18 protein-coding genes are annotated in these 19,388 nt (G+C 38.7%); 10 read left to right on the top strand and 8 right to left on the bottom strand.

The features are described 5' to 3' along the window. Positions 1-250: 250 nt before the first annotated feature. Complete coding sequence (locus EPI11_RS12770; protein WP_128390371.1) at positions 251-670, bottom strand: hypothetical protein; 420 nt, start codon at positions 668-670, stop codon at positions 251-253. 317 nt (positions 671-987) lie between these two features. Here EPI11_RS12770 and sucC point away from each other — a divergent pair, with 317 nt between their 5' ends. Next, the gene (gene sucC / locus EPI11_RS12765; RefSeq protein ID WP_128390370.1) at positions 988-2,184 is read left to right on the top strand and encodes an ADP-forming succinate--CoA ligase subunit beta; all 1,197 of its coding nucleotides are present in this window, start codon (positions 988-990) and stop codon (positions 2,182-2,184) included. An 89-nt stretch (positions 2,185-2,273) separates the two neighbouring features. On the opposite strand, the gene EPI11_RS12760 is transcribed toward sucC, so the two are convergent. After that, on the bottom strand, positions 2,274-2,702 hold the full coding sequence (locus EPI11_RS12760) for a response regulator (RefSeq protein WP_128390369.1): 429 nt from the start codon (positions 2,700-2,702) through the stop codon (positions 2,274-2,276). Between the two features lie 210 nt (positions 2,703-2,912). Between EPI11_RS12760 and EPI11_RS12755 the strand changes: the two genes are divergently transcribed. From EPI11_RS12755 to EPI11_RS12730, 6 genes are all read left to right on the top strand, one after another. Next, a complete protein-coding gene (locus tag EPI11_RS12755) occupies positions 2,913-3,431 on the top strand; it encodes a thioredoxin family protein (RefSeq protein WP_128390368.1) in 519 nt (172 codons plus the stop codon). Between the two features lie 18 nt (positions 3,432-3,449). Continuing rightward, positions 3,450-4,283 carry a GNAT family N-acetyltransferase gene (locus tag EPI11_RS12750; protein WP_128390367.1) on the top strand — a complete coding sequence of 278 codons (834 nt, stop codon included), beginning with the start codon at positions 3,450-3,452 and terminating at the stop codon, positions 4,281-4,283. A gap of 63 nt (positions 4,284-4,346) precedes the next feature. Then, positions 4,347-4,730, top strand: coding sequence for a rhodanese-like domain-containing protein (locus EPI11_RS12745; protein WP_128390366.1), 384 nt, complete (start codon positions 4,347-4,349; stop codon positions 4,728-4,730). 135 nt (positions 4,731-4,865) lie between these two features. Further along, positions 4,866-5,555: a sensor histidine kinase gene (locus tag EPI11_RS12740; protein ID WP_241657622.1), complete on the top strand. Its 690-nt coding sequence runs from the start codon at positions 4,866-4,868 to the stop codon at positions 5,553-5,555. Next, entirely contained in the window at positions 5,524-6,243 is a 720-nt protein-coding gene (locus tag EPI11_RS12735; RefSeq protein ID WP_128390364.1) for a LytR/AlgR family response regulator transcription factor, read from the top strand. Before EPI11_RS12740 ends, EPI11_RS12735 begins: the two co-directional genes overlap by 32 nt. 174 nt (positions 6,244-6,417) lie before the next feature. Then, entirely contained in the window at positions 6,418-8,688 is a 2,271-nt protein-coding gene (locus EPI11_RS12730) for a cation:proton antiporter (protein ID WP_128390363.1), read from the top strand. Between the two features lie 304 nt (positions 8,689-8,992). Here the strand turns inward: EPI11_RS12730 and EPI11_RS12725 are convergent, their stop codons facing one another. From EPI11_RS12725 to EPI11_RS12715, 3 genes are read right to left on the bottom strand one after another with little or no spacing between them, the layout of a single operon-like run. After that, positions 8,993-10,081: an efflux RND transporter periplasmic adaptor subunit gene (locus EPI11_RS12725; protein WP_128390362.1), complete on the bottom strand. Its 1,089-nt coding sequence runs from the start codon at positions 10,079-10,081 to the stop codon at positions 8,993-8,995. Between the two features lies 1 nt (position 10,082). Continuing rightward, entirely contained in the window at positions 10,083-13,310 is a 3,228-nt protein-coding gene (locus EPI11_RS12720; RefSeq protein ID WP_128390361.1) for an efflux RND transporter permease subunit, read from the bottom strand. A 13-nt stretch (positions 13,311-13,323) separates the two neighbouring features. Next, the gene (locus EPI11_RS12715; protein WP_128390360.1) at positions 13,324-14,709 is read right to left on the bottom strand and encodes a TolC family protein; all 1,386 of its coding nucleotides are present in this window, start codon (positions 14,707-14,709) and stop codon (positions 13,324-13,326) included. A gap of 178 nt (positions 14,710-14,887) precedes the next feature. On the opposite strand from EPI11_RS12715, the gene EPI11_RS12710 reads away from it, so the two are divergent. Genes EPI11_RS12710 through EPI11_RS12700 form a run of 3 tightly spaced genes read left to right on the top strand, consistent with a single transcriptional unit; the run spans position 14,888 to position 17,708 of the window. Continuing rightward, the gene (locus tag EPI11_RS12710) at positions 14,888-15,916 is read left to right on the top strand and encodes a sensor histidine kinase (RefSeq protein ID WP_128390359.1); all 1,029 of its coding nucleotides are present in this window, start codon (positions 14,888-14,890) and stop codon (positions 15,914-15,916) included. Next, positions 15,913-16,644: a LytR/AlgR family response regulator transcription factor gene (locus tag EPI11_RS12705; protein WP_128390358.1), complete on the top strand. Its 732-nt coding sequence runs from the start codon at positions 15,913-15,915 to the stop codon at positions 16,642-16,644. The genes EPI11_RS12710 and EPI11_RS12705 overlap by 4 nt, the downstream gene beginning before the upstream one ends. Before the next feature lie 17 nt (positions 16,645-16,661). Beyond that, the gene (locus tag EPI11_RS12700; protein WP_128390357.1) at positions 16,662-17,708 is read left to right on the top strand and encodes an NAD(P)-dependent alcohol dehydrogenase; all 1,047 of its coding nucleotides are present in this window, start codon (positions 16,662-16,664) and stop codon (positions 17,706-17,708) included. A 52-nt stretch (positions 17,709-17,760) separates the two neighbouring features. On the opposite strand, the gene EPI11_RS12695 is transcribed toward EPI11_RS12700, so the two are convergent. The 3 genes from EPI11_RS12695 to EPI11_RS12685 are packed head-to-tail and all read right to left on the bottom strand — an operon-like array spanning position 17,761 to position 19,383. Then, positions 17,761-18,183 carry a DUF3995 domain-containing protein gene (locus tag EPI11_RS12695; RefSeq protein WP_128390356.1) on the bottom strand — a complete coding sequence of 141 codons (423 nt, stop codon included), beginning with the start codon at positions 18,181-18,183 and terminating at the stop codon, positions 17,761-17,763. A gap of 20 nt (positions 18,184-18,203) precedes the next feature. Beyond that, complete coding sequence (locus EPI11_RS12690; protein WP_128390355.1) at positions 18,204-18,479, bottom strand: GNAT family N-acetyltransferase; 276 nt, start codon at positions 18,477-18,479, stop codon at positions 18,204-18,206. Positions 18,480-18,486: 7 nt separating this feature from the next. Next, positions 18,487-19,383 carry a pirin family protein gene (locus EPI11_RS12685; RefSeq protein WP_128390354.1) on the bottom strand — a complete coding sequence of 299 codons (897 nt, stop codon included), beginning with the start codon at positions 19,381-19,383 and terminating at the stop codon, positions 18,487-18,489. Positions 19,384-19,388: the final 5 nt, after the last annotated feature.

Below are 19,388 nucleotides of genomic sequence, written 5' to 3'. Positions count from 1 at the left end.
ACAGCGATTTTAGAAGTATCAATTGTTTTAGGGTTAAATAAATCTTAGATGGTATTGAGGAGTAAAAAATTACCCGGACTCATTAAATGGCACTAAATTATTGTAATTTAATGAGTCCAGGTAATAAATACATATGCTATATATAGGAGTACGCTATTAATATAGGTTAGAACTATCTTTGCATCCGGAAGTAAATAATAGCAAGGTGACTGCGATTAATAAGGATAGTATATTTTTCATAATTATATTTTTATCGTGTAAAACGGTATATAGGTCCGTCGACTGCAGCAGTGCTTAGTTGAAGCATGTTTCCATTAAGTTCTATGCAGCCAAAATTTTTATTGTCAAATGTTAGTTTCTTATCACATACAGGGTTCCATACTTCAACGTTGTAATTGTAATCCCCATCTTTTGGAAGATCAAAACCTACATGCAGAGGTATAACTTCCCGTTTGTCATTCACATTTACCTTTTGCTTGTTTTTATTAAACGTCCAGGTAATTGTCCCTTTCATAAATTCCTCATAGTTTCCATCCATAGGCGATGTTATTTTTATTAGATTCCATTTTCCATTAATGTCATTAGGTGTATTACCGTCGTCGTCATTCTTATTGCAGCCGGCCATTAAAAAGGCAGCTGCTATTACTGAGAGTAATTTTAATTTTTTCATAGCGGCTAGATTGTTTGTATAATAGTGTAATTATTTTGTACAAAATTTAAATCCAATACTATCGACTGAAACACAGTAAATAATGTAATGTGTAAGAATAATTTTAACGTTTTATTAATGATTTGTTTGCTTTAAATATAGATGCAATATATAAAAAAAGGTTGCGCATTTAATTTTATAATTAACATTCGTTAACACTTATTTAAGGAGATAAAACCAACTCATTTTGCATATAGATAAAAAATTAAAAATACTTTCGGTCATTGGATGTATTTTGCTATTTTTGTTCCACTTTTAATAAGATAAATGCAATACTTATGAATTTACACGAATATCAGGGAAAAGAAATACTGGCAAGCCATGGAGTGCGCATACAGCGCGGGATTGTAGCAAATAGTCCTGACGAGGCTGTAGCTGCCGCAAAACAATTAACTGCTGAAACCGGAACCGGATGGCATGTTATTAAAGCACAAATTCACGCAGGTGGACGTGGAAAAGGCGGAGGCGTTAAGCTTGCTAAAAACCTTCAGCAGGTAGAAGAGATTGCAGGACAGATAATTGGTATGGATCTAATTACACCTCAAACTCCTCCTACAGGTAAAAGAGTACATAAGATACTTGTTGCAGAAGATGTTTACTACCCTGGAGAAAGTGAAACTTCAGAATTCTATATGTCAGTACTATTAAATAGAGGTAAAGGCCGTAACATGATTATGTATTCTACCGAAGGTGGTATGGATATCGAAGAAGTTGCTGAGCACACACCACACTTAATCTTTACTGAAGAAATTGATCCAGCTGTAGGCTTGCAAGGTTTCCAGGCAAGAAGGATTGCTTTTAATTTGGGTCTTTCTGGTAATGCTTTCAAAGAAATGACAGTTTTTGTTGCTGCTCTTTACAAAGCTTACATTGACAGCGATGCTTCAATGTTTGAGATCAACCCGGTGTTAAAAACATCTGATAACAAAATTTTAGCTGTTGATGCTAAAGTTTCAATTGATGATAACGCACTTTACAGACAAAAGAAATATGCAGACATGCGTGATATCCGTGAGGAGAATCCAATCGAAGTTGAGGCTAAAGAAGTTGGTCTTAACTACGTGGATCTTGACGGTACAGTAGGTTGTATGGTAAACGGTGCCGGTCTTGCTATGGCAACGATGGACCTTATCAAATATGCAGGTTTTGAACCGGCTAACTTCCTGGACGTAGGTGGAACTGCAGATGCTAAACGTGTTGAGACTGCTTTCCGTATCATCCTTAAAGATGAGAACGTAAAAGCAATCCTTATCAACATTTTTGGTGGTATCGTTCGTTGCGACCGTGTAGCACAAGGTGTAGTAGACGCTTACAAAAACATGGGAGACACTATTAAAGTGCCAATCATTGTACGTTTACAAGGTACTAATGCAGAAATCGCTAAAGAACTTATCGATAACTCAGGTATGCCAATTCTTTCTGCAACATTGTTCCAGGAAGCTGCAGATCAGGTTAAAGCTGCTTTAAGCAAATAATACATAGCGTATTCTATATATAAAAAATCCCGAACGTGAGTTCGGGATTTTTTTTTTCTGTACTTTTTAAAAAGAAAAATAAGTAATGCCTATTTTTTAGAAGAGAAAGTGTTGATGTTCTCTTTCCAGTAATCGATCAGGTTCTTTATTTTTTCTTTGTACTTGTTATAGTCATTACCTTTATGAATAAACCCCTGGATAGAAAGCTTGTTTGCTTCCTTTACAGAATATTCATCCTGGGCATTAGAGATAATTATATAAGGTATATCCTTATCGGCAAGAACCTCTTCTTCAAGTATAATATTTCTCAGTTCAAACCCACCCAATTTAGGCATGTTAATATCTGATATTATAATAAAAGGTTCGATTTCTGGTCTTTTAATGTATTCGAGCGCCTCGATACTATCAGAGAAAAATAGAATGTTATTCTTATAGCCAAGATCTCTAAAGATCTCTTTTAAAATATCCCTGTCGTCTTCATCATCCTCAATAACAAGTATATCCCTGTGCATTTTCATAACGTAGGTCGGTTTTAGTTTTGCTTTTTTAAAGTATTAATATTCGGCTGCAAAGTATAAATTTTTTTGAAATTTGAGTTACGGATAAGTCGTAATTCTTTACAATTTATTACATAAAATTACGGTTTAATATGGTAAGTAGTATGTAATGCATATAAGTTATTTTCCTAAATTGCAGTTGTAAAACCAACTATATAAAATCTTTTCCATATGAAACTTAAATCGGTAATCATCTGCCTGTTATTATTAGGAAGCTTAACGTCAATGAAAGCTCAGGAACAGGCCTCTGTAATTATAGAAAAAGCCTATACGCAGGCTAAAAGAGAAAATAAAAAAGTCTTTGTCATGTTTCATGCTTCATGGTGCGGCTGGTGTAAAAAAATGGACAAAGCTATGGAGAGCGATGCCTGTAAAAGTTTGTTTAATGATAACTATGTAATTGCACACCTTACAGTACAGGAATCACCTAAAAACCAAAATCTGGAAAACCCGGGAGGCGAAGATTATCTTAAAAGATTTAAAGGAGACAGGGCGGGATTACCATTTTGGGTAATACTTGATAGCAGTGGCAATGTGCTGGCCGACTCTTTTAATGTTAAAAACGAAAATCTTGGTTGCCCTTCTACACCACCGGAAGTTACAGAGTTTACCGCAAAGCTTAAAAAGACATCTAAGCTAAACGATAAACAGTTAGCCGTAATCGCTAAAGAATTCACCATCAAAAAATAACATTTACCAAATTTAGTTATGGAAATTAAAACACTGGAAGGAAGTCCCATTTCTTCCATAGTTACTGCATTTAATAAAGCATTCTCTGATTATGCTGTAAACTTTAGCTTTAATAATGAGAGTTTCGAAAAGAAATTAGTGTCAGAAAATATAAAACTGGAAGCTTCTCCGGCTGCTTTTGTAGATGGAGAAATTGTTGGATTTATATTACATGGGCTCGATGAGATTGACGGTGTAAAACGTGTGTTTAATGGCGGAACAGGAGTTGTGCCGGAACAGCGCGGAAAAAGAATAGTGCAACAGCTATACGAATATATTTTACCAATCCTAAAAGATAAAGGATACAGCCACCATCAGCTCGAAGTACTTGGAACGAATACAAAAGCAGAGAAGAGTTATGAAAAAGTTGGCTTTTCCAGGGCAAAGAGCATTGCTTCTTTTAAAGGCACTGTACCAGAGTACAATGCTGAAGGTATTACGCTGAAAAAAGTAAAGGCTTTAGACTGGGATACGGCAAAAAACTTTTGGGATATCGAACCTACCTGGCAAAACAGCAATGAAACTGTTTTAAGGATGATAGATAAGCTTCAGTTTATTGCTGCATATAAGGGTGATGATTTTGTTGGCTACGCAGCCTTCGACCCTGTAGGCGGAAGGATCAAGCAGTTTGGAGTAAAGAAAGAGGAACGTAAAAAAGGCATAGGCAGAACATTATTTAGCTATGTAAATAGCGCAGTGGGAGAGGTGAGTTTTACCAATTACGATCAAAGTGATACAGCAAATATCGCATTTTTTAAAGCATTGGGCCTGAATGAATATTTTGAATCGTATGAAATGCGACTGGTTTTTTAACAATAGCCTATTACCATATTGGTATCGATAAAAAGCCGTAATTTTACATCAAACTTGAATATCATGAAAAGAGCAATTTATTTAGTATTGATAGTGTTTGCGTTTGTATCATGCCAGGCACAGCAAAAAGAAGAGATACAAAAGGTATCGCCTGAACAGTTCTCTCAAAAAATAAATGCTGAAAAAGGCCAGCTGGTAGATGTACGTACACCTAAAGAATACAAAGCAGGGCACATACAAAATGCAGTGAACATACATTTATACGATCAGGATTTTGAACAGCGTATAAACAAGCTGGATAAAGATAAAGTTGTATATGTATATTGTAAAGCAGGAGGTAGAAGTGCCGATGCTGTAGAAACCATGAAAGCGCAGGGATTTAAAAATATTGTTGAACTTGACGGTGGTACAGATGCCTGGGCCGAAGCCGGTAAGGAGCTGAAATAATAGTAGAAAATGATACCTTACTTAGGTCTGTCATCTTACTTCTGACATCAACATATCCAAACACTTAACCTCTCAATGACAACACCCTTCAATATAATATTGCTTGCTATCATAGTCGTCTTTTTTTTTATTTTGATGACAGTCATTATACGGCTTAGGAAATCAGAGAAGGTAAAGAAAGAACTTGAAACGCGTTTTGTAGAGTTAGAGAACAAGACTAATACATTACAGCTTCAAACGCTTGAGGCAAGGCTTAATCCGCATTTGTTTAAGAACATTCTTAACTCGATACAATCGCATGCATATCAAACGTATTTTGCAATGGATAAGCTCTCTAATGTATTGGATTATATACTGTACGAAAGCCAGAACCGTTTTGTGAGTCCGCGTGAAGAAATTGACTTTGCACTAAACCTTATAGAGATCAATAAGATAAAGATAAGTCCGCTTTTCTCTATCAATGTAAAAAAGAAGATAGACGAACAGGATGCCTTATACGATCAAAAGATACTGGCACCGCTAATTTCTATAGACCTTGTTGAAAATGCCTTTAAACACGCTGATTTACAAAGTCCTGATGCCTTTATTGCTGTTGTGATAGAGTTTAAAGACAACAGTTTTTCGTTAACGGTATCCAACAAGATATCACCAAAATCTACATTCTTAAAAGAGCATAGCGGTATAGGATCGGCTACTTTAGAGCAACGGCTTCAAATAATTTATAAGTCATGCTTTAAATTAGAACGCTATGTGGAAGAAGATATTTATATTGCTAAACTAAAGATAAACCTGCTTGAATACAAAAATCAAATGCTTACTGCTTGATGACGAGCTTCCCGGGCTTGCTTATTTAAAAATGCTTTGTGAACAACTGCCCGAACTGGAAGTTGTAAAAGCTTTTAATAGCCCGGAAATACTTTTGAACGAATGGAAATCGCTCGATTTTGACCTGCTTATTACCGACATCGAAATGCCCGGTATGAACGGTTTGCAGGTAGCTGATGCTGTTAAAGGCAAAGCTATTATTTTTACAACAGCCTATAAGAACTTTGCCGTTGATGCTTTCGACAGGGATGCTGCCGATTATGTGGTAAAACCCATACGACTGGAACGTTTGCAGCAGGCTGTACAAAAGGTTGTTGTTCGAATGGCGGCACCAAAAAAGGTGGTAAAACAGATAAACCTCAATACAGATAAAGGCAAGGCACTCATCAATGTCGAAAAGATATTTTGTATTGTTACCTCTACGATCGATAGCCGTGATAAGATACTTTTTCTTAATGACAGCTCAAAAATTACCGTTAAGAATAGTTCTTTTGAAAAGCTTATCGAAATGCTGCCAACACCCGAGTTCTGCAGGATAAACAAAAAAGCAGTTATTGCAGTAAAACATGTGCAGTACTACAGCCATGACGAAATAACAGCAGATATTATACATACAGATGGGAAAAACTATACCTTTCCGTTAAGCGAAATTTACCGTAACGATTTTATCAAGCTGGTTAAGATTTAGTAATCATTTGCCAATCACATCTATTATCTCACTACTGATATCTGGTTACTCTTTTCATTACATAATTCCCCCACTTTATTACAAAACCTGTTTTAAGAAATACTTAAAATGTATTTACTTACATAATTCTCTGTAATATTGCACGATATTTAACTATAAGCCATTAAGAAAGTTATGAAAAACTTTAGAAACAGTTTTTTTTATGTAAGTGTAATAGCCGTTTTTTCGGCATTAATATACTGGGCATTAAAAAACGGTAAAGAGCTGGAAAAAGGCCGCGACATTGTGGTAAATACATCCACATCAAATCAATGGGATGATTTTATTGACGCACTTTACCATAATCTTACCCACCCACTGGCCATACTATTGGTACAGATCATTACTATAATATTTGTTGCACGTCTTTTTGGATGGATATGTAAAAAAATAGGGCAGCCGTCTGTAATTGGCGAAATGATCGCCGGTATCGTTTTAGGCCCCTCATTAGTAGGTACATTATTTCCTGAATATTCTGCCTTATTATTCCCGGCAGCCTCTTTAGGGAATCTGCAATTCCTTAGCCAGATAGGACTTATACTGTTTATGTATGTTGTAGGAATGGAACTGGATCTTGGCGTACTGAAAAATAAAGCAAAAGATGCTGTTATTATTAGTCATGCGAGTATTATAATACCTTTTACATTAGGTCTTGTATTGGCTTACTTTATTTATGAGAATTTTGCTCCGGCAGGAGTAGAGTTTGCCTCATTCGGATTATTCCTGGGTATTGCTATGAGTATTACAGCATTCCCTGTACTGGCACGAATTGTGCAGGAACGCGGACTGCACCGTACCCGTATTGGTGCATTGGTAATTACTTGTGCCGCCGCCGATGATATTACAGCATGGTGTATACTTGCTGCAGTAATTGCCATTGTTAAGGCAGGATCGTTTGTAAGTTCATTATACATTATAGGTTTAGCAATAGGTTATGTATTCCTGATGCTTTGGGTGGTTAAACCATTCCTTAAGCGTATTGGAGATCTTTACAGCCATAAAGAAAGTATTACTAAACCGGTTATCGCCATTTTTTTCTTAACCCTGCTTCTCTCTTCGTATACTACAGAAGTTATAGGTATACATGCCCTTTTCGGAGCGTTTATGGCAGGTGCCATTATGCCGGAGAACATGCGTTTCAGAAGCATATTTATTGAAAAAGTAGAAGATGTATCACAGGTAATGCTGTTGCCTTTATTCTTTGTATTCACTGGATTACGTACACAGATTGGACTTCTTGACGATCCATATTTATGGAAAGTATGCGGACTCATAATTGCCGTTGCCGTTGTAGGTAAGTTCGTTGGTAGTGCATTAACTGCAAGGTTTGTAGGCCAGAACTGGAGAGACAGTCTTACCATTGGTGCCCTTATGAATACCCGCGGATTAATGGAGCTTATCGTACTTAACATCGGTTATGATTTGGGCGTATTATCTACAGAGATCTTCTCGATGATGGTTATCATGGCACTGGCTACCACATTCATGACAGGCCCTGCACTGGATTTAATAGGGTATATCTTTAACAGAAGGAAAAACTATATTCCGGCAGAGATCAGGCAGGTGAGCCGTTTCAAGGTACTGGTATCTTTTGACAGCCCGGAAGGTGGAAAAACATTACTGAAGCTGGCAAACGCCTTTGTAAAGAAAATGAGCGGTAATGCAATGGTTACAGCCATGCACATATCGCCAAGTAGTGAGATACATACCTTCAACCTTGAAGAATATGAAAAGGAAAGCTTTAAGCCAATTTTGGCAGAAGCCGAGAACCTGGGGCAAAAAGTAACTACGCTATTTAAAGCAACTACCGATATGGATAGCGATATTGCTACTGTTGCTAATAAAGGAGAATTTGACCTTGTGCTTATCGACATAGGACAATCTATATTTGAAGGAACGCTTCTTGGTAAGATCTTAGGATTTACCACAAGGATCATCAATCCGGAGAACCTGTTAAATACCTTTACAGGTAAAGAAAAACTGTTCGAAAATTCACCTTTTGATGACCGTACGCAGCAGATACTTTCTAAGACCGAACCTCCTGTAGGAATTTTGGTTGACAAAGATTTTAAAAGCACAGATAGGGTGTTTTTAACCATCTTCGATCCGGCAGATAGTTTCCTTATTGAGTTTGCTCAGAAATTAATCAGTAATGTAGGATCACAGGTTACGGTACTGGATGCAGAAGGATCTGTAAAAAACAATCCGGAAATCAAAGAAACAATTCGAAGTATAGAGCATAATGTGCCAAACCATATCAAACTATTAAGCCAGCGCACGCTTGAGAAAGAGTTCCTTCAGGAACAGGATCTTATGATAATAAGTGTAGACAGCTGGAAAAAACTGGTAGAATCACGCAGCCCGTGGTTAAATCATACGCCATCATTATTGATTATAAAAAAATAGGTTATTAATTCAGAGTTAGAAAGAAACTGTCTAAAAGTAATTTTAGGCAGTTTTTTTATGTAGTGATGTTGGTAATTTATTATTGAAACGTTTCGATGTTGTCACGCTGAGCTTGTAGACGTTGTTGCATCTTTGGAGGGGTGCCTGAAAGGCGGGGTGGTTTAATTAAAGATGTTACTTTATTACTATCGGAACGATACTACAAAAACCCTTAACAAATACGAATAAAAAAGCCCCCGGAAACCTTTGTTTTCCCAGGGGCTCAACCAAACATAATTAATTACTAAGAAAACTTCTTTTTCATTTAGTTTTTAATGTCAGTACCGTCTCTTAACTCTTCGGTACCAACTTTTATAAGTGTTTCGTTAGGCGTAAATTCACCAAATACTTCTGTACTGTCGGCTGTTTCACGTCCTTTTTTCACCATTACGCGTTGTGTCTTGTTATCTTTTACACGAATAACATAAACACCTTCGCTTGAATTTACCACGGCAGTTTTAGGTACTACATAAGTGCTGTCTTTTGCGTTAAGCGGTAACAGTACTTCGGCAACCATTCCCGGTAAAAGTTTATTATTGTTATTTATTACATCCATTTCCACACGTTCAGAACGCAGTTTTAAGTCTAATGCACCCGACATTCTTTGGATCTTAGCCTTGAAAGTTTCATTAGGCATAGAGCGAACGCTAAAGCTCAATTCGTCCCCATTCTTAAGATAACCTGTATACATTTCAGGAACAGATACGGCAAGCCTCAGTTTCTTTTGGTCCTGCACGGTCAATAGAGGCAGATCAGAGCCTTTTCCTGACGGCCCTACATAAGCCCCTATATTGATATTACGAGCCGTTACGATCCCTGTAAATGGCGCACGAATCTGTAAGTAACCTTGTATAATTTGTATCTCTTTATAAGAAGCTCGCGCTGCCTGTAGCTGGGCATAGTCGGAGCTTTTTCTGGCTAGTGCCACATCAAGGTCATTTTTAGAAATTGTACCTTCAACCTTACTGGTTTCAAGGATACGGTTGTAAGTACTGTTACTTGCCGTATAGATAGCTTCCTGCGAATGCAGTCTTGATTGTGCCGCAGCAAGCTGGGAACTGATCTCCGGTGCTTCAAGCACGATCAATAGCTGACCTTCTTTAACTTCTGAACCTATATCCACTTTTAGTTCTTGTACAAAACTTGCCACTTTAGCATACAGGTCTACCTGGCGGAAGCCTGATAATTCTGCCGGAAGGCGTATTTCAGAAGACAGTTTTTCTTTTTTAATTTGAAAAGTCTCTATTTGTGGTGCGGCTTCGGCCGGTTTTATTTCTTTTTCGTTAGGGCCGCAGCTGCTCAGGATAAGAGCAGATATAAAAAGGGCTGAGGCTGGTACTAATATATTTTTCATGTTATTGGTTTGATGTAGGTACATAAAATTTACTCTCTTTGTCTTCCGGATCCAGTGATACCGATTGGGTTGTGGCTTTGCCCTGTGCCCATGCAAAAATAAGCGGCAGGATAATAAGCACGGCAAAGGTAGAAAATACCAGTCCGCCTATTACAGCTCTTCCCAGTGGCGATACCTGTTCGCCGCTTTCACCATGTCCAATAGCCATTGGTAACATACCCGCTATCATGGCAACACTGGTCATAATAATAGGGCGAAGTCGTAGCGATGCAGCTTCCCTGGCTGATTGCAGTGCGTTGCCGTTAACTTTTCTGAGTTGTTCGGCATTGGTAACAAGCAGTACGGCATTCGCAATAGATACCCCAACCGACATGATAATACCCATGTACGACTGGAGGTTAAGCGTTGAGCCCGTTGCTAAAAGCAATAGTAGAGCACCAAGTACTACAGCAGGTACAGTAGTTAATATTACTAACGATACCCTGAAGGACTGGAAGTTGGCAGCAAGCATAAGGAAGATAACTACAACAGCTATCAATAATCCTGATTCTAAGCTTTTCATGGTTTCAGTAAGTACTTTACTCAAGCCAATAGGTTCTATAAACAATCCTCTAGGCAGTTCGCCAAGTCCTTTTATGGTTGCCTGTACATCTTTGGTAGCTGTACCCAAATCGGTATGGGCAATATTTGCTGTAATAGAGATATAAGGCATAGCACCAAGGTTATCATTCTGACCGCGTGTTTCAGACGGTGTAATAGTTGCTACATCACTTAACACAGGACGTGTAGAATTTTTAAGCAGCGGAATTTCGCCTATATCATTTTCGGTCATCATTTTATCCAGAGGCACTTGTACCTGTACATTGTATGATAAACCTGCTTTTTCGTCTATCCAGGTGTTCTTCTCGGTATAACGGGACGAAGAGGTAGAAGCGATAAGCGAACGCGAAATGTCATTCATATCCACGCCTAATTGTGCCGCTCTCGTTCTGTCAATATCAATATTCAATGCAGGATAATGTATTGGCTGCGCAATTTGGATGTCTCTGAAATAGTCTTTCGTTCTAAGCTGTGCCATGATCTTGTTGGCATACTCCTCATTACGCTTTTTATCTTTTCCGGCAATCCTTATTTCTATAGGTGTCGGCGATCCCTGGCTCAGTACTTTATCAGTAAGTTCTATTGGCTCAAACGATACGGTAACGCCCGGTACATTTTTCTTGATCCTGTTTCTTAGCTCGTCTTTGAATGTATCCATATTAGTATGGAAATCTTTAAGCGCGATCTGGAATACTGCCTCATGAGGTCCTGCCATGAACAGGTATATTGGCGATACAGAGAATAGGGACGGGTGATTACCCACATATACCGATGATATGCCAATATGCTCTTTGCCTACCATGTTTTCCATCTCCTTAAGTACAGCAAGGGCTTTCACCTCGGTACGCTCAATACGGGTACCATCAGGGGCACGCATACGCAGCTGGAACTGACTCGAATTTACTTTTGGGAATACATCCTGACCGATAACATTGAGCATTAATACAGCAAGGGCACTAATACCAATAAGATAGGCAAGGGCAACAAACTTACGCTTTGGCATCAGCCTGTCGATCATTCGCATAAAACTAATCCTGAATTTCTCAAAACGGCTTAATTTACCATCCTTATTATAATCTTCACGTTCTGCAAAAGCAGCTTTTTCTTCGGCTGTGCCATGATTGCTTTCAAGCGCATGTTGTTTGGCATGACCATTAGTTTTCATTAGCCAGTTGGCCATTACGGGTACAAAGGTTTGCGATAGAAGGAACGACATGATCATAGAGAACCCTATCGCCATTGCCAATGGAAGGAATAAAGCTCCCGGTATTCCCGTCATAATAAATGCCGGTGCAAACACAGCAAGGATACACAATAAGATAAGAAGCTTAGGAAGCGCAATTTCCTTACAGGCCTCCCATATCGCGACGGCCTTGGGTTTACCCATATCGAGATGCTGGTGTATGTTCTCTATCGTTACGGTACTCTCATCAACAAGAATACCAATGGCTAGTGCAAGTCCGCTCAAAGACATTAGGTTAATGGTCTGCCCGAATAATTTCAGGAACAATACCCCTGATATAATAGAAATTGGAATAGTAAGGATTACAATAAAGGCAGCCCTTTTATCACCAAGGAAAAGTACAACCATAAGACCCGTTAGTACAGCACCAATTACACCTTCGGTAACAAGACTTTTAACCGAGTTGATTACATATACCGACTGGTCAAATTCATAGGTCATCTGTACATCTTCGGGTAGTGTGCTTTGGATCTTAGGCAGGTTGGCTTTAAGATTTTGTACCACTTCCCATGTAGAAGCATCTCCGGCTTTTGCAATACTCACATATACCGATCTTTTTCCGTTTACTAAAGCATAACCGTTTGTAATATCGGCACCATCTTTAATAGTAGCTACATCTCCTAACGAAAGGTTTTGAACACTGCCCTTAAATAACGGGATCTTCTCAAAATCTTTTATTTCCTTAATGGTATTGTTGGTAGGGGTAAGGTAGTTTTTATCGCCTATCCTAACGTTACCTGATGGTGCTGTTTGGTTGTTCAGCTTTATAGCTTCAACAATTTGGTCTGGTGTAAGGTTATGGGCACGAAGCTGTGCAGGGTCAACATTGATCTCAATCGTTCTTGGACTTCCCCCGAAAGGTGGAGGCGACAACAGTCCGGGTATTGAGGTAAAGGAAGCACGTACATATACGTTAGCCAAATCCTGAAGTTCATTGTTACTGCGTATTTTACTGCTTAGTACCAATTGTCCTACCGGAAGCGATGAAGCATCAAATCGGATAACGAACGGAGGCTGTGACCCCGGAGGGAAAGCCGCCTGTATCCTGTTGGAAAGCGCACTCAGCTCAGCTGCTGCCTGTGCCATGTTAGTATCTTCATAATAGGTAACCTTCATTAAGGTTAATCCCTGTATGTTTTTTGTTTCTATCGATTTTACCCCATTGGCAAACAACATGATGTTTACATAGTTCTTGGCAAAATAAGATTCCATCTGGTCTGGTGTATATCCTCCAAAAGGGTGTGCCAGGTATATTACTGGCAGGTTCATTTTTGGCAGGATGTCAACCTTAATATTGCTTATAGCACCTATACCAAAGAAAAATAGTCCGGCTACAAGTACCAATATGGATATAGGCTTGCGGAGTGCAAAACGTATTAAATTCATTATTTAATAAAAATTAAAATTCGTTGATAAAAAGATTAAAATCGCCCGTTGCGGCAGCTTTCATAAGCAATGCCTGCCATACATTAGTGTAAATAATATCGCGGTCGGTCTCAGCACGGTTAAGCGTATAAAGAGCCTGTGTAACATCTACAAGATCGGTAAGGCCGTTGTTATAAAGGGTGGTACGCTGCAGGTAAGCCTGTTGTGCTGCTCTAACCTGGCGAGGTGCTTCGCTGTAGTTTTCTGTAGCAAAACCCATACGCACGTTGGCTGCATCTTCCTGTGCTTTTAATTGCAGGTCTACCGCTTTATACTCTTCTTCAAGACCCTGTGATATAAGTTTCTGGGCACTTATTTTTTTAGACGAACGTGCTATCGTGGTAATGTTCCATGTCATACCAATACCAAACAGGTAGTTTTGGCGTGTTGGGTTTATACCGTCAAGATAGCTTTGTGTAAACGAATTCTGGTCTACAGCGTAGTTGCTGTTAAAACCGGATGCTCTTGTTTGGTAAATACCAAATAGGCTGAAAGTAGGGTAGTATTCTTTTTTAAATAGTGCGAGTTGTTTGTTGCTTAATTCAATACGGCTTTTGTAAAACTGACGGATTGGGTTGTTTACACTATCAGTTTGACTTTCGCGGGTAAGCATTGCTTTTGGAACGGTAGTAACAAAGGTAGTATCTACAGCAAAGTCGGCAGGTTCTACCCCCATAAGCTCAACAAGCCTGTTGTTTTGCAGTTTTACCTGTTCGCGTATCTGGTTCAGTGCAATCTTAGCCCTCGATACTTCGGCAGCAGCCAATGTAGAATCGACTCCCGGTAATAGTCCATTCTTAACACGTACGGCAGCATTTTTATGTACTATCTGTGCACGGCTAAGATTTTTTTGCTGGGATATTTGCAAACGCTGGCTTGCTAATAGGTTAAGGTAAGCCCCGGCAATTTTTACTTTATGCTGAAACTGTTCCTGTTCAAAATCTTTCTGCTGTCTTTCTGCATCTGCTTTGGCAATGGTAATACGTTGTTTTGTTCGCCCAAAGGTGAAAAAATCCCAGTTCATGTTAACCAGGTACAGTGCGCCAAAGGCAGCATTCCAATTTTGTTCCGGCAGCGGAAGCCCTGATGAAGCAACTCCAAGACCGCCCAAACCATAAAGAGGTCCGTTTTGGCCATTTACAGTTCCGTAGTCCTGTTGTGCCGATAAGTTTAGATTGGGCAGGTAATCGCGTTTGGCCTGCTTTACAGTTTCCTGCGCTGCCTTAGCATAACTGCCTTTTGCTTTTACAAAACCGTAGTTGGCAGTGCCTTTGTCTACAGCTTCCCTAAGCGATAAATTTTGACTAAAGCTGCCTATTGAGTAGAGCAGTAACAGTAGCGTTAATTTTTTTAAGTGCATTGAAGTGATATTAGTAAGATAATTGTGGTGATAATGATGCGCAAATTTACTGCGTGTATCTGGGTTGTTATGGTATTAAATGATGAATTGAACTCGTCATATGATGAATTGAATTCGTCACACAAATTGACTGCTATTACGAGATTAGTGCGTACTTTGCAGTAAGAAAATGAAATTGATGAATAAATTTTTTAGAAATATAATTGAGAACAAATGGTGGCAGGAAGTACTTATACTTGTTTTCTCTTTTATACTTTTCACGTTAAACGACTGGATATTAATTAAGTCATGGCGCGGTATATGGTCGGGCTGTGCATATTTCCTTATACTGTTTGCCCATGCTCAGATCAATCGTTTTTTTCTGCTGCCACTACTTTTAAAAAAGCATAAACCATTGCTCTATATTTTATTGAGTGCTATGCTGCTTCTTGCTTTTTCAGTAATACTGTTTGAAGTATCTTCCCTCTGGATCTATAAAAACTGCTTCCTTTATAAATCGTCCGAGCAAAAAAGCTATGTGTTTCAGATGGCAACACTGGCAGCCACGCTTATTTGTATACTCTCGGTAATTATCATACTTAAGTTTTACCGCGAACGAAAAGATCTTGATAGCGAGAAATTATTGTACAATCAGGCACAGCTTAACTCCTTAAGAGAACAGCTTAACCCGCATTTTTTGTTCAATACGTTCAATACGTTGTATGGTATCAGCCTGCAATATCCTGAACGTACACCAGAACTGATCATGCACGTATCGCAGCTTATGCGTTATCAGCTGGAAAGCAATCAAAGGCAGTGTGTAGCACTGGAAGATGAGATAAACTTTATAAGCAGTTATATCGAATTAGAGAGGGAACGTGTTGGGTATCGTTGTGATATCAAATTCAGCAGCAGTATAGATAACGATAATGCCTACAAGATACCGCCTATGCTGCTTATCTGTTTCGTAGAGAATGCTTTTAAGCATGGCACCTGCACTATAGAAAAGTGTTTTGTAGATGTGAACCTTACAGTACACGAAGGTAAACTGGAGCTTGTGGTTAAAAACTCACTGCCCGAGAAAAAGAACGATGTCGTGTCTACAAAAATTGGTATCAAGAATACTACCGAACGTTTAAGGCTGTTGTATGGCAGTGATTATTCACTGGATATAAAAGAAACTGATATTTATACCGTAAATTTACAATTACAGCTAAAAAGGTTATGAATCAGTCTGTTAAAAAATGCATTATCATAGATGATGAGCCTGCTGCACATTATGTGCTGGCAAATTATATTAAGCAAAATCCCTCGCTGGAACTTGTTTTTCAGGGATACAATGGGGTAGAGGCGATGCACTATCTTGAAAATAACACACCCGATCTTATGTTCCTGGATATTGATATGCCCCAGATATCGGGTATAGAGATGCTGCAAAAACTGGCAAAACCACCACGCACTATCCTTACTACTGCCTACAGCGAATTTGCTCTGGAAAGTTATGAATACGGTGTACTGGATTATCTGCTAAAACCCATATTTTATCCAAGGTTCTTAAAGGCAATAGAACGCTTTTTTGAACTGGAAAGTAATTTGCCTGCAGCAGAAACGGAAGAAGAAATCACAACAAGCATAAGTGTTAAGGTAGACAGCGATATTATTGATATTGATGTAGATGCCATACTATATGCCCAGAGTTATGGTAATTATGTAAAGATCTTTACGCAGAAACGCAATTATCTGGCAACGATAACAACCAATGAATTCGAAAAATGCCTGCCTTCTTCACTGTTTATGAGAGCACACAAATCATATATTATTGCGCTCAATAAAGTTGAAGAGGTCATGAAAGACCATGTAACCATTAAAAACATGCCTATCCCCATAGGTATTACTTATAGGAGGGAACTGGCCGATAAGCTCAGGCTGATCTGTAAAAACAAAACCAACGAATAAACCAAAAACGCTATATAATGATACAAGTAAAAGCTTTTGCAGCATATGATGCTGAGACTCCTTTAAAACCATTTGAGTTTGAAAGAAAAGAAGTAGGGGCTAACCAGGTACAGATAGAGATATTGTACAGCGGTGTATGCCATTCAGATATCCATACAGCTAAAGGCGATTGGGGTCCTGCTATTTATCCGTTAGTACCCGGTCATGAGATCGTGGGAAGGATCATAAAAACAGGCGACGATGTAAAGAACTTTAAAGTAGGTGAGTTAGCCGGAGTTGGCTGTTTCGTAGATTCATGCAGGCAGTGCCAAAGCTGTCTTGAAGGCGAAGAGCAATACTGTGATGAAGGTATGACAGGAACTTATAACAGCTACGAAAGAGGAACAAAGATCCCTACTTATGGTGGTTATTCTACTACTATTACAGTAGATGAAAAATATACGCTTCATGTGTCAGACAAATTGCCGTTAAGCGGCGTAGCACCATTGCTTTGCGCAGGTATCACTACTTACTCGCCATTACGTCATTTAAAAGTAGGTAAAGGTCATAAAGTGGCTGTATTAGGTTTGGGTGGATTGGGTCATATGGCCGTTAAATTTGCAGCCTCTTTTGGTGCAGAGGTAACAATGCTTAGTGGATCTCCATCTAAAGAAGCCGATGCAAAAAAACTGGGAGCACACCATTTTGCACTTACATCAAACCCGGAAGTTATGGCTTCATTGGTAAATAGTTTCGATGTTATACTAAATACAGTTTCGGCGAAACATGATTACAACACATACCTGAACCTGCTTAAGAAAAACGGAACTATGATTGTTGTAGGTGTACCTCCTGCAGGTGAGCCTTTACAGGCTTTTACACTTATAGGTAAACGCAGAAGCATTATGGGAAGCCTTATTGGCGGTATAGCCGAAACACAAGAGATGCTTGATTACTGTGCAGAGCACAATATTGTATCTGAAGTTGAAGTGATCAATATGGATTATATTAATAAGGCTTACGAGCGTATGGAAAAAAGTGATGTAAAATACAGATTTGTAATTGACATGGCTTCTTTGAAATAATAGTCTTTGAAGTAAAGTAAAAAAGGACAATCATTTGATTGTCCTTTTTTTATTATGATAACCAGATAATTAAAAAACTTACCGCCGCAACAGTTAAGCATAGTGGACTGTAATAATGGGTGTCGTTTTTAGCAAACAATGTCCCTTTTACCTTTTTAAAGAATCCAACATATTTAAATTCACCTATAGCCCTTAAAAGGAATAAGGCTCCGATCGCCAGAGTAGCATATTTTATAAAAGTATGGCTTAGCGACTGATCAAATATTCCTGTGTTTCCAATGGTTATAAATGCACAGGCTCCCATTGCAATACCTACACCCATTGTTCCATGAAGGCCGGGCTTAAATGTTTTCTTTCCATCCGAAAATGTAGGCACCACACCTTCCATTCCCCAGTTACCGCCTAAAGCCCAGTAAAAGTGCAGGAAGGAAAGCAAAATAAAGATCACGGTATTTATAAGTACTAAGAAATTCATTCTATAGTTTGATTAGGGATTTATGCAAGTACGTCGCGTATGCTTTCCGTTCTGTCAAACATCTTTTTGGCAAAAGGGCAAAGTGGAATGATCTTCACGTTGTTTTCACGTGCATAATCAACGACTTTGTTAAGCATTTTTATACCTACACCTTTAAACTCAGGGTTTCCTTCGGTATGGTCAATTATTATTTTGCCTTCTCCGGCCCATACGTAAGTCATTAGCCCGGCTTCAACATCATTTTCTACAGCTTTAAAATGGCCTTTTTTACCGTCGTCAAATCTTTCTATTTCCATAAGTGGTTTATTTTTTAATATTAAAACTTTTAATTTCTTCGGGTAATGGTACAAAACCGGTTTCACCTTCAATTTTAGGGAAGGTTTGTTCTTTCCATCGTTTTTTAGCATCTTCTATCAATTCTAAAGAAGTAGCAACAAAGTTCCAGTAAATATATCTTGGTTCTTCAAAAGGCTCGCCGCCAAAAATGTATACGGTTGTATTTTCGTTGATTGTAAACTCACAAAGGGAAGTGTCTTTTGCGACTAATAACTGCTTAGGTAAAAAAGTATCACCATCGCTTTCTATACTTCCTTCAAGAATGTAAAGACCGCTTTCTCCATACAGCTCACTACCAATGGTCATTTTTTGTTTTGTAGTACTTTTAAATTCTAAAAAGTAAAGTGGGCTGTAAACCGGTACATCTGACTTTTTTCCAAAAGCTTCACCAGCGATAAGTTTTACCGAAACATCGCCAATTTTCCATTGCGGGAGTCCGTTTTCCTCAATGTGTGCAAATGAAGGTTCTATCTGTTCCAAATGCTTTGGTAATGCCACCCATATTTGCAATCCATGAAGGTGCTTGTCGGAGTGGCGCAAACGTTCCGGTGTGCGTTCCGAGTGAACAATACCTTTACCCGAGGTCATCCAGTTTACCTGTCCGGGTTTAATTTCTATTTCGGTGCCTAAACTGTCGCGGTGCATTATATTTCCTTCAAACAAATAAGTAAGCGTAGACAGTCCAATATGTGGGTGAGGACCAATATCAAGGTTTTCATGATCGTTTAATGCCGTAGGCCCCATGTGGTCTATAAAGGCAAAAGGTCCTACAGTTCTTTTACCTCTAAAAGGTAAAAGTCTGCCTACCATAAAATTACCAATATCACTGGGACGTTCTTCGAGTATAAGGCCAATATTTGACATAGTAT

It is taken from the genome of Flavobacterium cerinum, assembly GCF_004028155.1.
GTDB classification, from domain to species: domain Bacteria; phylum Bacteroidota; class Bacteroidia; order Flavobacteriales; family Flavobacteriaceae; genus Flavobacterium; species Flavobacterium cerinum.
Note: the sequence above shows the minus strand (reverse complement) of the source record. Positions and strands in the feature narration are given on the sequence as shown.

What these genes read in the sequence shown, in the direction of transcription:
- sucC (WP_128390370.1), top strand. Translation starts at nt 988, where the DNA reads ATGAATTTACACGAATATCAGGGAAAAGAAATACTGGCAAGCCATGGA.
- EPI11_RS12690 (WP_128390355.1), bottom strand. Translation starts at nt 18,479, where the DNA reads ATGGAAATAGAAAGATTTGACGACGGTAAAAAAGGCCATTTTAAAGCT.
- EPI11_RS12695 (WP_128390356.1), bottom strand. Translation starts at nt 18,183, where the DNA reads ATGAATTTCTTAGTACTTATAAATACCGTGATCTTTATTTTGCTTTCC.
- EPI11_RS12720 (WP_128390361.1), bottom strand. Translation starts at nt 13,310, where the DNA reads ATGAATTTAATACGTTTTGCACTCCGCAAGCCTATATCCATATTGGTA.
- EPI11_RS12685 (WP_128390354.1), bottom strand. Translation starts at nt 19,383, where the DNA reads ATGTCAAATATTGGCCTTATACTCGAAGAACGTCCCAGTGATATTGGT.
- EPI11_RS12725 (WP_128390362.1), bottom strand. Translation starts at nt 10,081, where the DNA reads ATGAAAAATATATTAGTACCAGCCTCAGCCCTTTTTATATCTGCTCTT.
- EPI11_RS12710 (WP_128390359.1), top strand. Translation starts at nt 14,888, where the DNA reads ATGAATAAATTTTTTAGAAATATAATTGAGAACAAATGGTGGCAGGAA.
- EPI11_RS12750 (WP_128390367.1), top strand. Translation starts at nt 3,450, where the DNA reads ATGGAAATTAAAACACTGGAAGGAAGTCCCATTTCTTCCATAGTTACT.
- EPI11_RS12755 (WP_128390368.1), top strand. Translation starts at nt 2,913, where the DNA reads ATGAAACTTAAATCGGTAATCATCTGCCTGTTATTATTAGGAAGCTTA.
- EPI11_RS12715 (WP_128390360.1), bottom strand. Translation starts at nt 14,709, where the DNA reads ATGCACTTAAAAAAATTAACGCTACTGTTACTGCTCTACTCAATAGGC.
- EPI11_RS12745 (WP_128390366.1), top strand. Translation starts at nt 4,347, where the DNA reads ATGAAAAGAGCAATTTATTTAGTATTGATAGTGTTTGCGTTTGTATCA.
- EPI11_RS12730 (WP_128390363.1), top strand. Translation starts at nt 6,418, where the DNA reads ATGAAAAACTTTAGAAACAGTTTTTTTTATGTAAGTGTAATAGCCGTT.
- EPI11_RS12770 (WP_128390371.1), bottom strand. Translation starts at nt 670, where the DNA reads ATGAAAAAATTAAAATTACTCTCAGTAATAGCAGCTGCCTTTTTAATG.
- EPI11_RS12740 (WP_241657622.1), top strand. Translation starts at nt 4,866, where the DNA reads ATGACAGTCATTATACGGCTTAGGAAATCAGAGAAGGTAAAGAAAGAA.
- EPI11_RS12705 (WP_128390358.1), top strand. Translation starts at nt 15,913, where the DNA reads ATGAATCAGTCTGTTAAAAAATGCATTATCATAGATGATGAGCCTGCT.
- EPI11_RS12700 (WP_128390357.1), top strand. Translation starts at nt 16,662, where the DNA reads ATGATACAAGTAAAAGCTTTTGCAGCATATGATGCTGAGACTCCTTTA.
- EPI11_RS12760 (WP_128390369.1), bottom strand. Translation starts at nt 2,702, where the DNA reads ATGAAAATGCACAGGGATATACTTGTTATTGAGGATGATGAAGACGAC.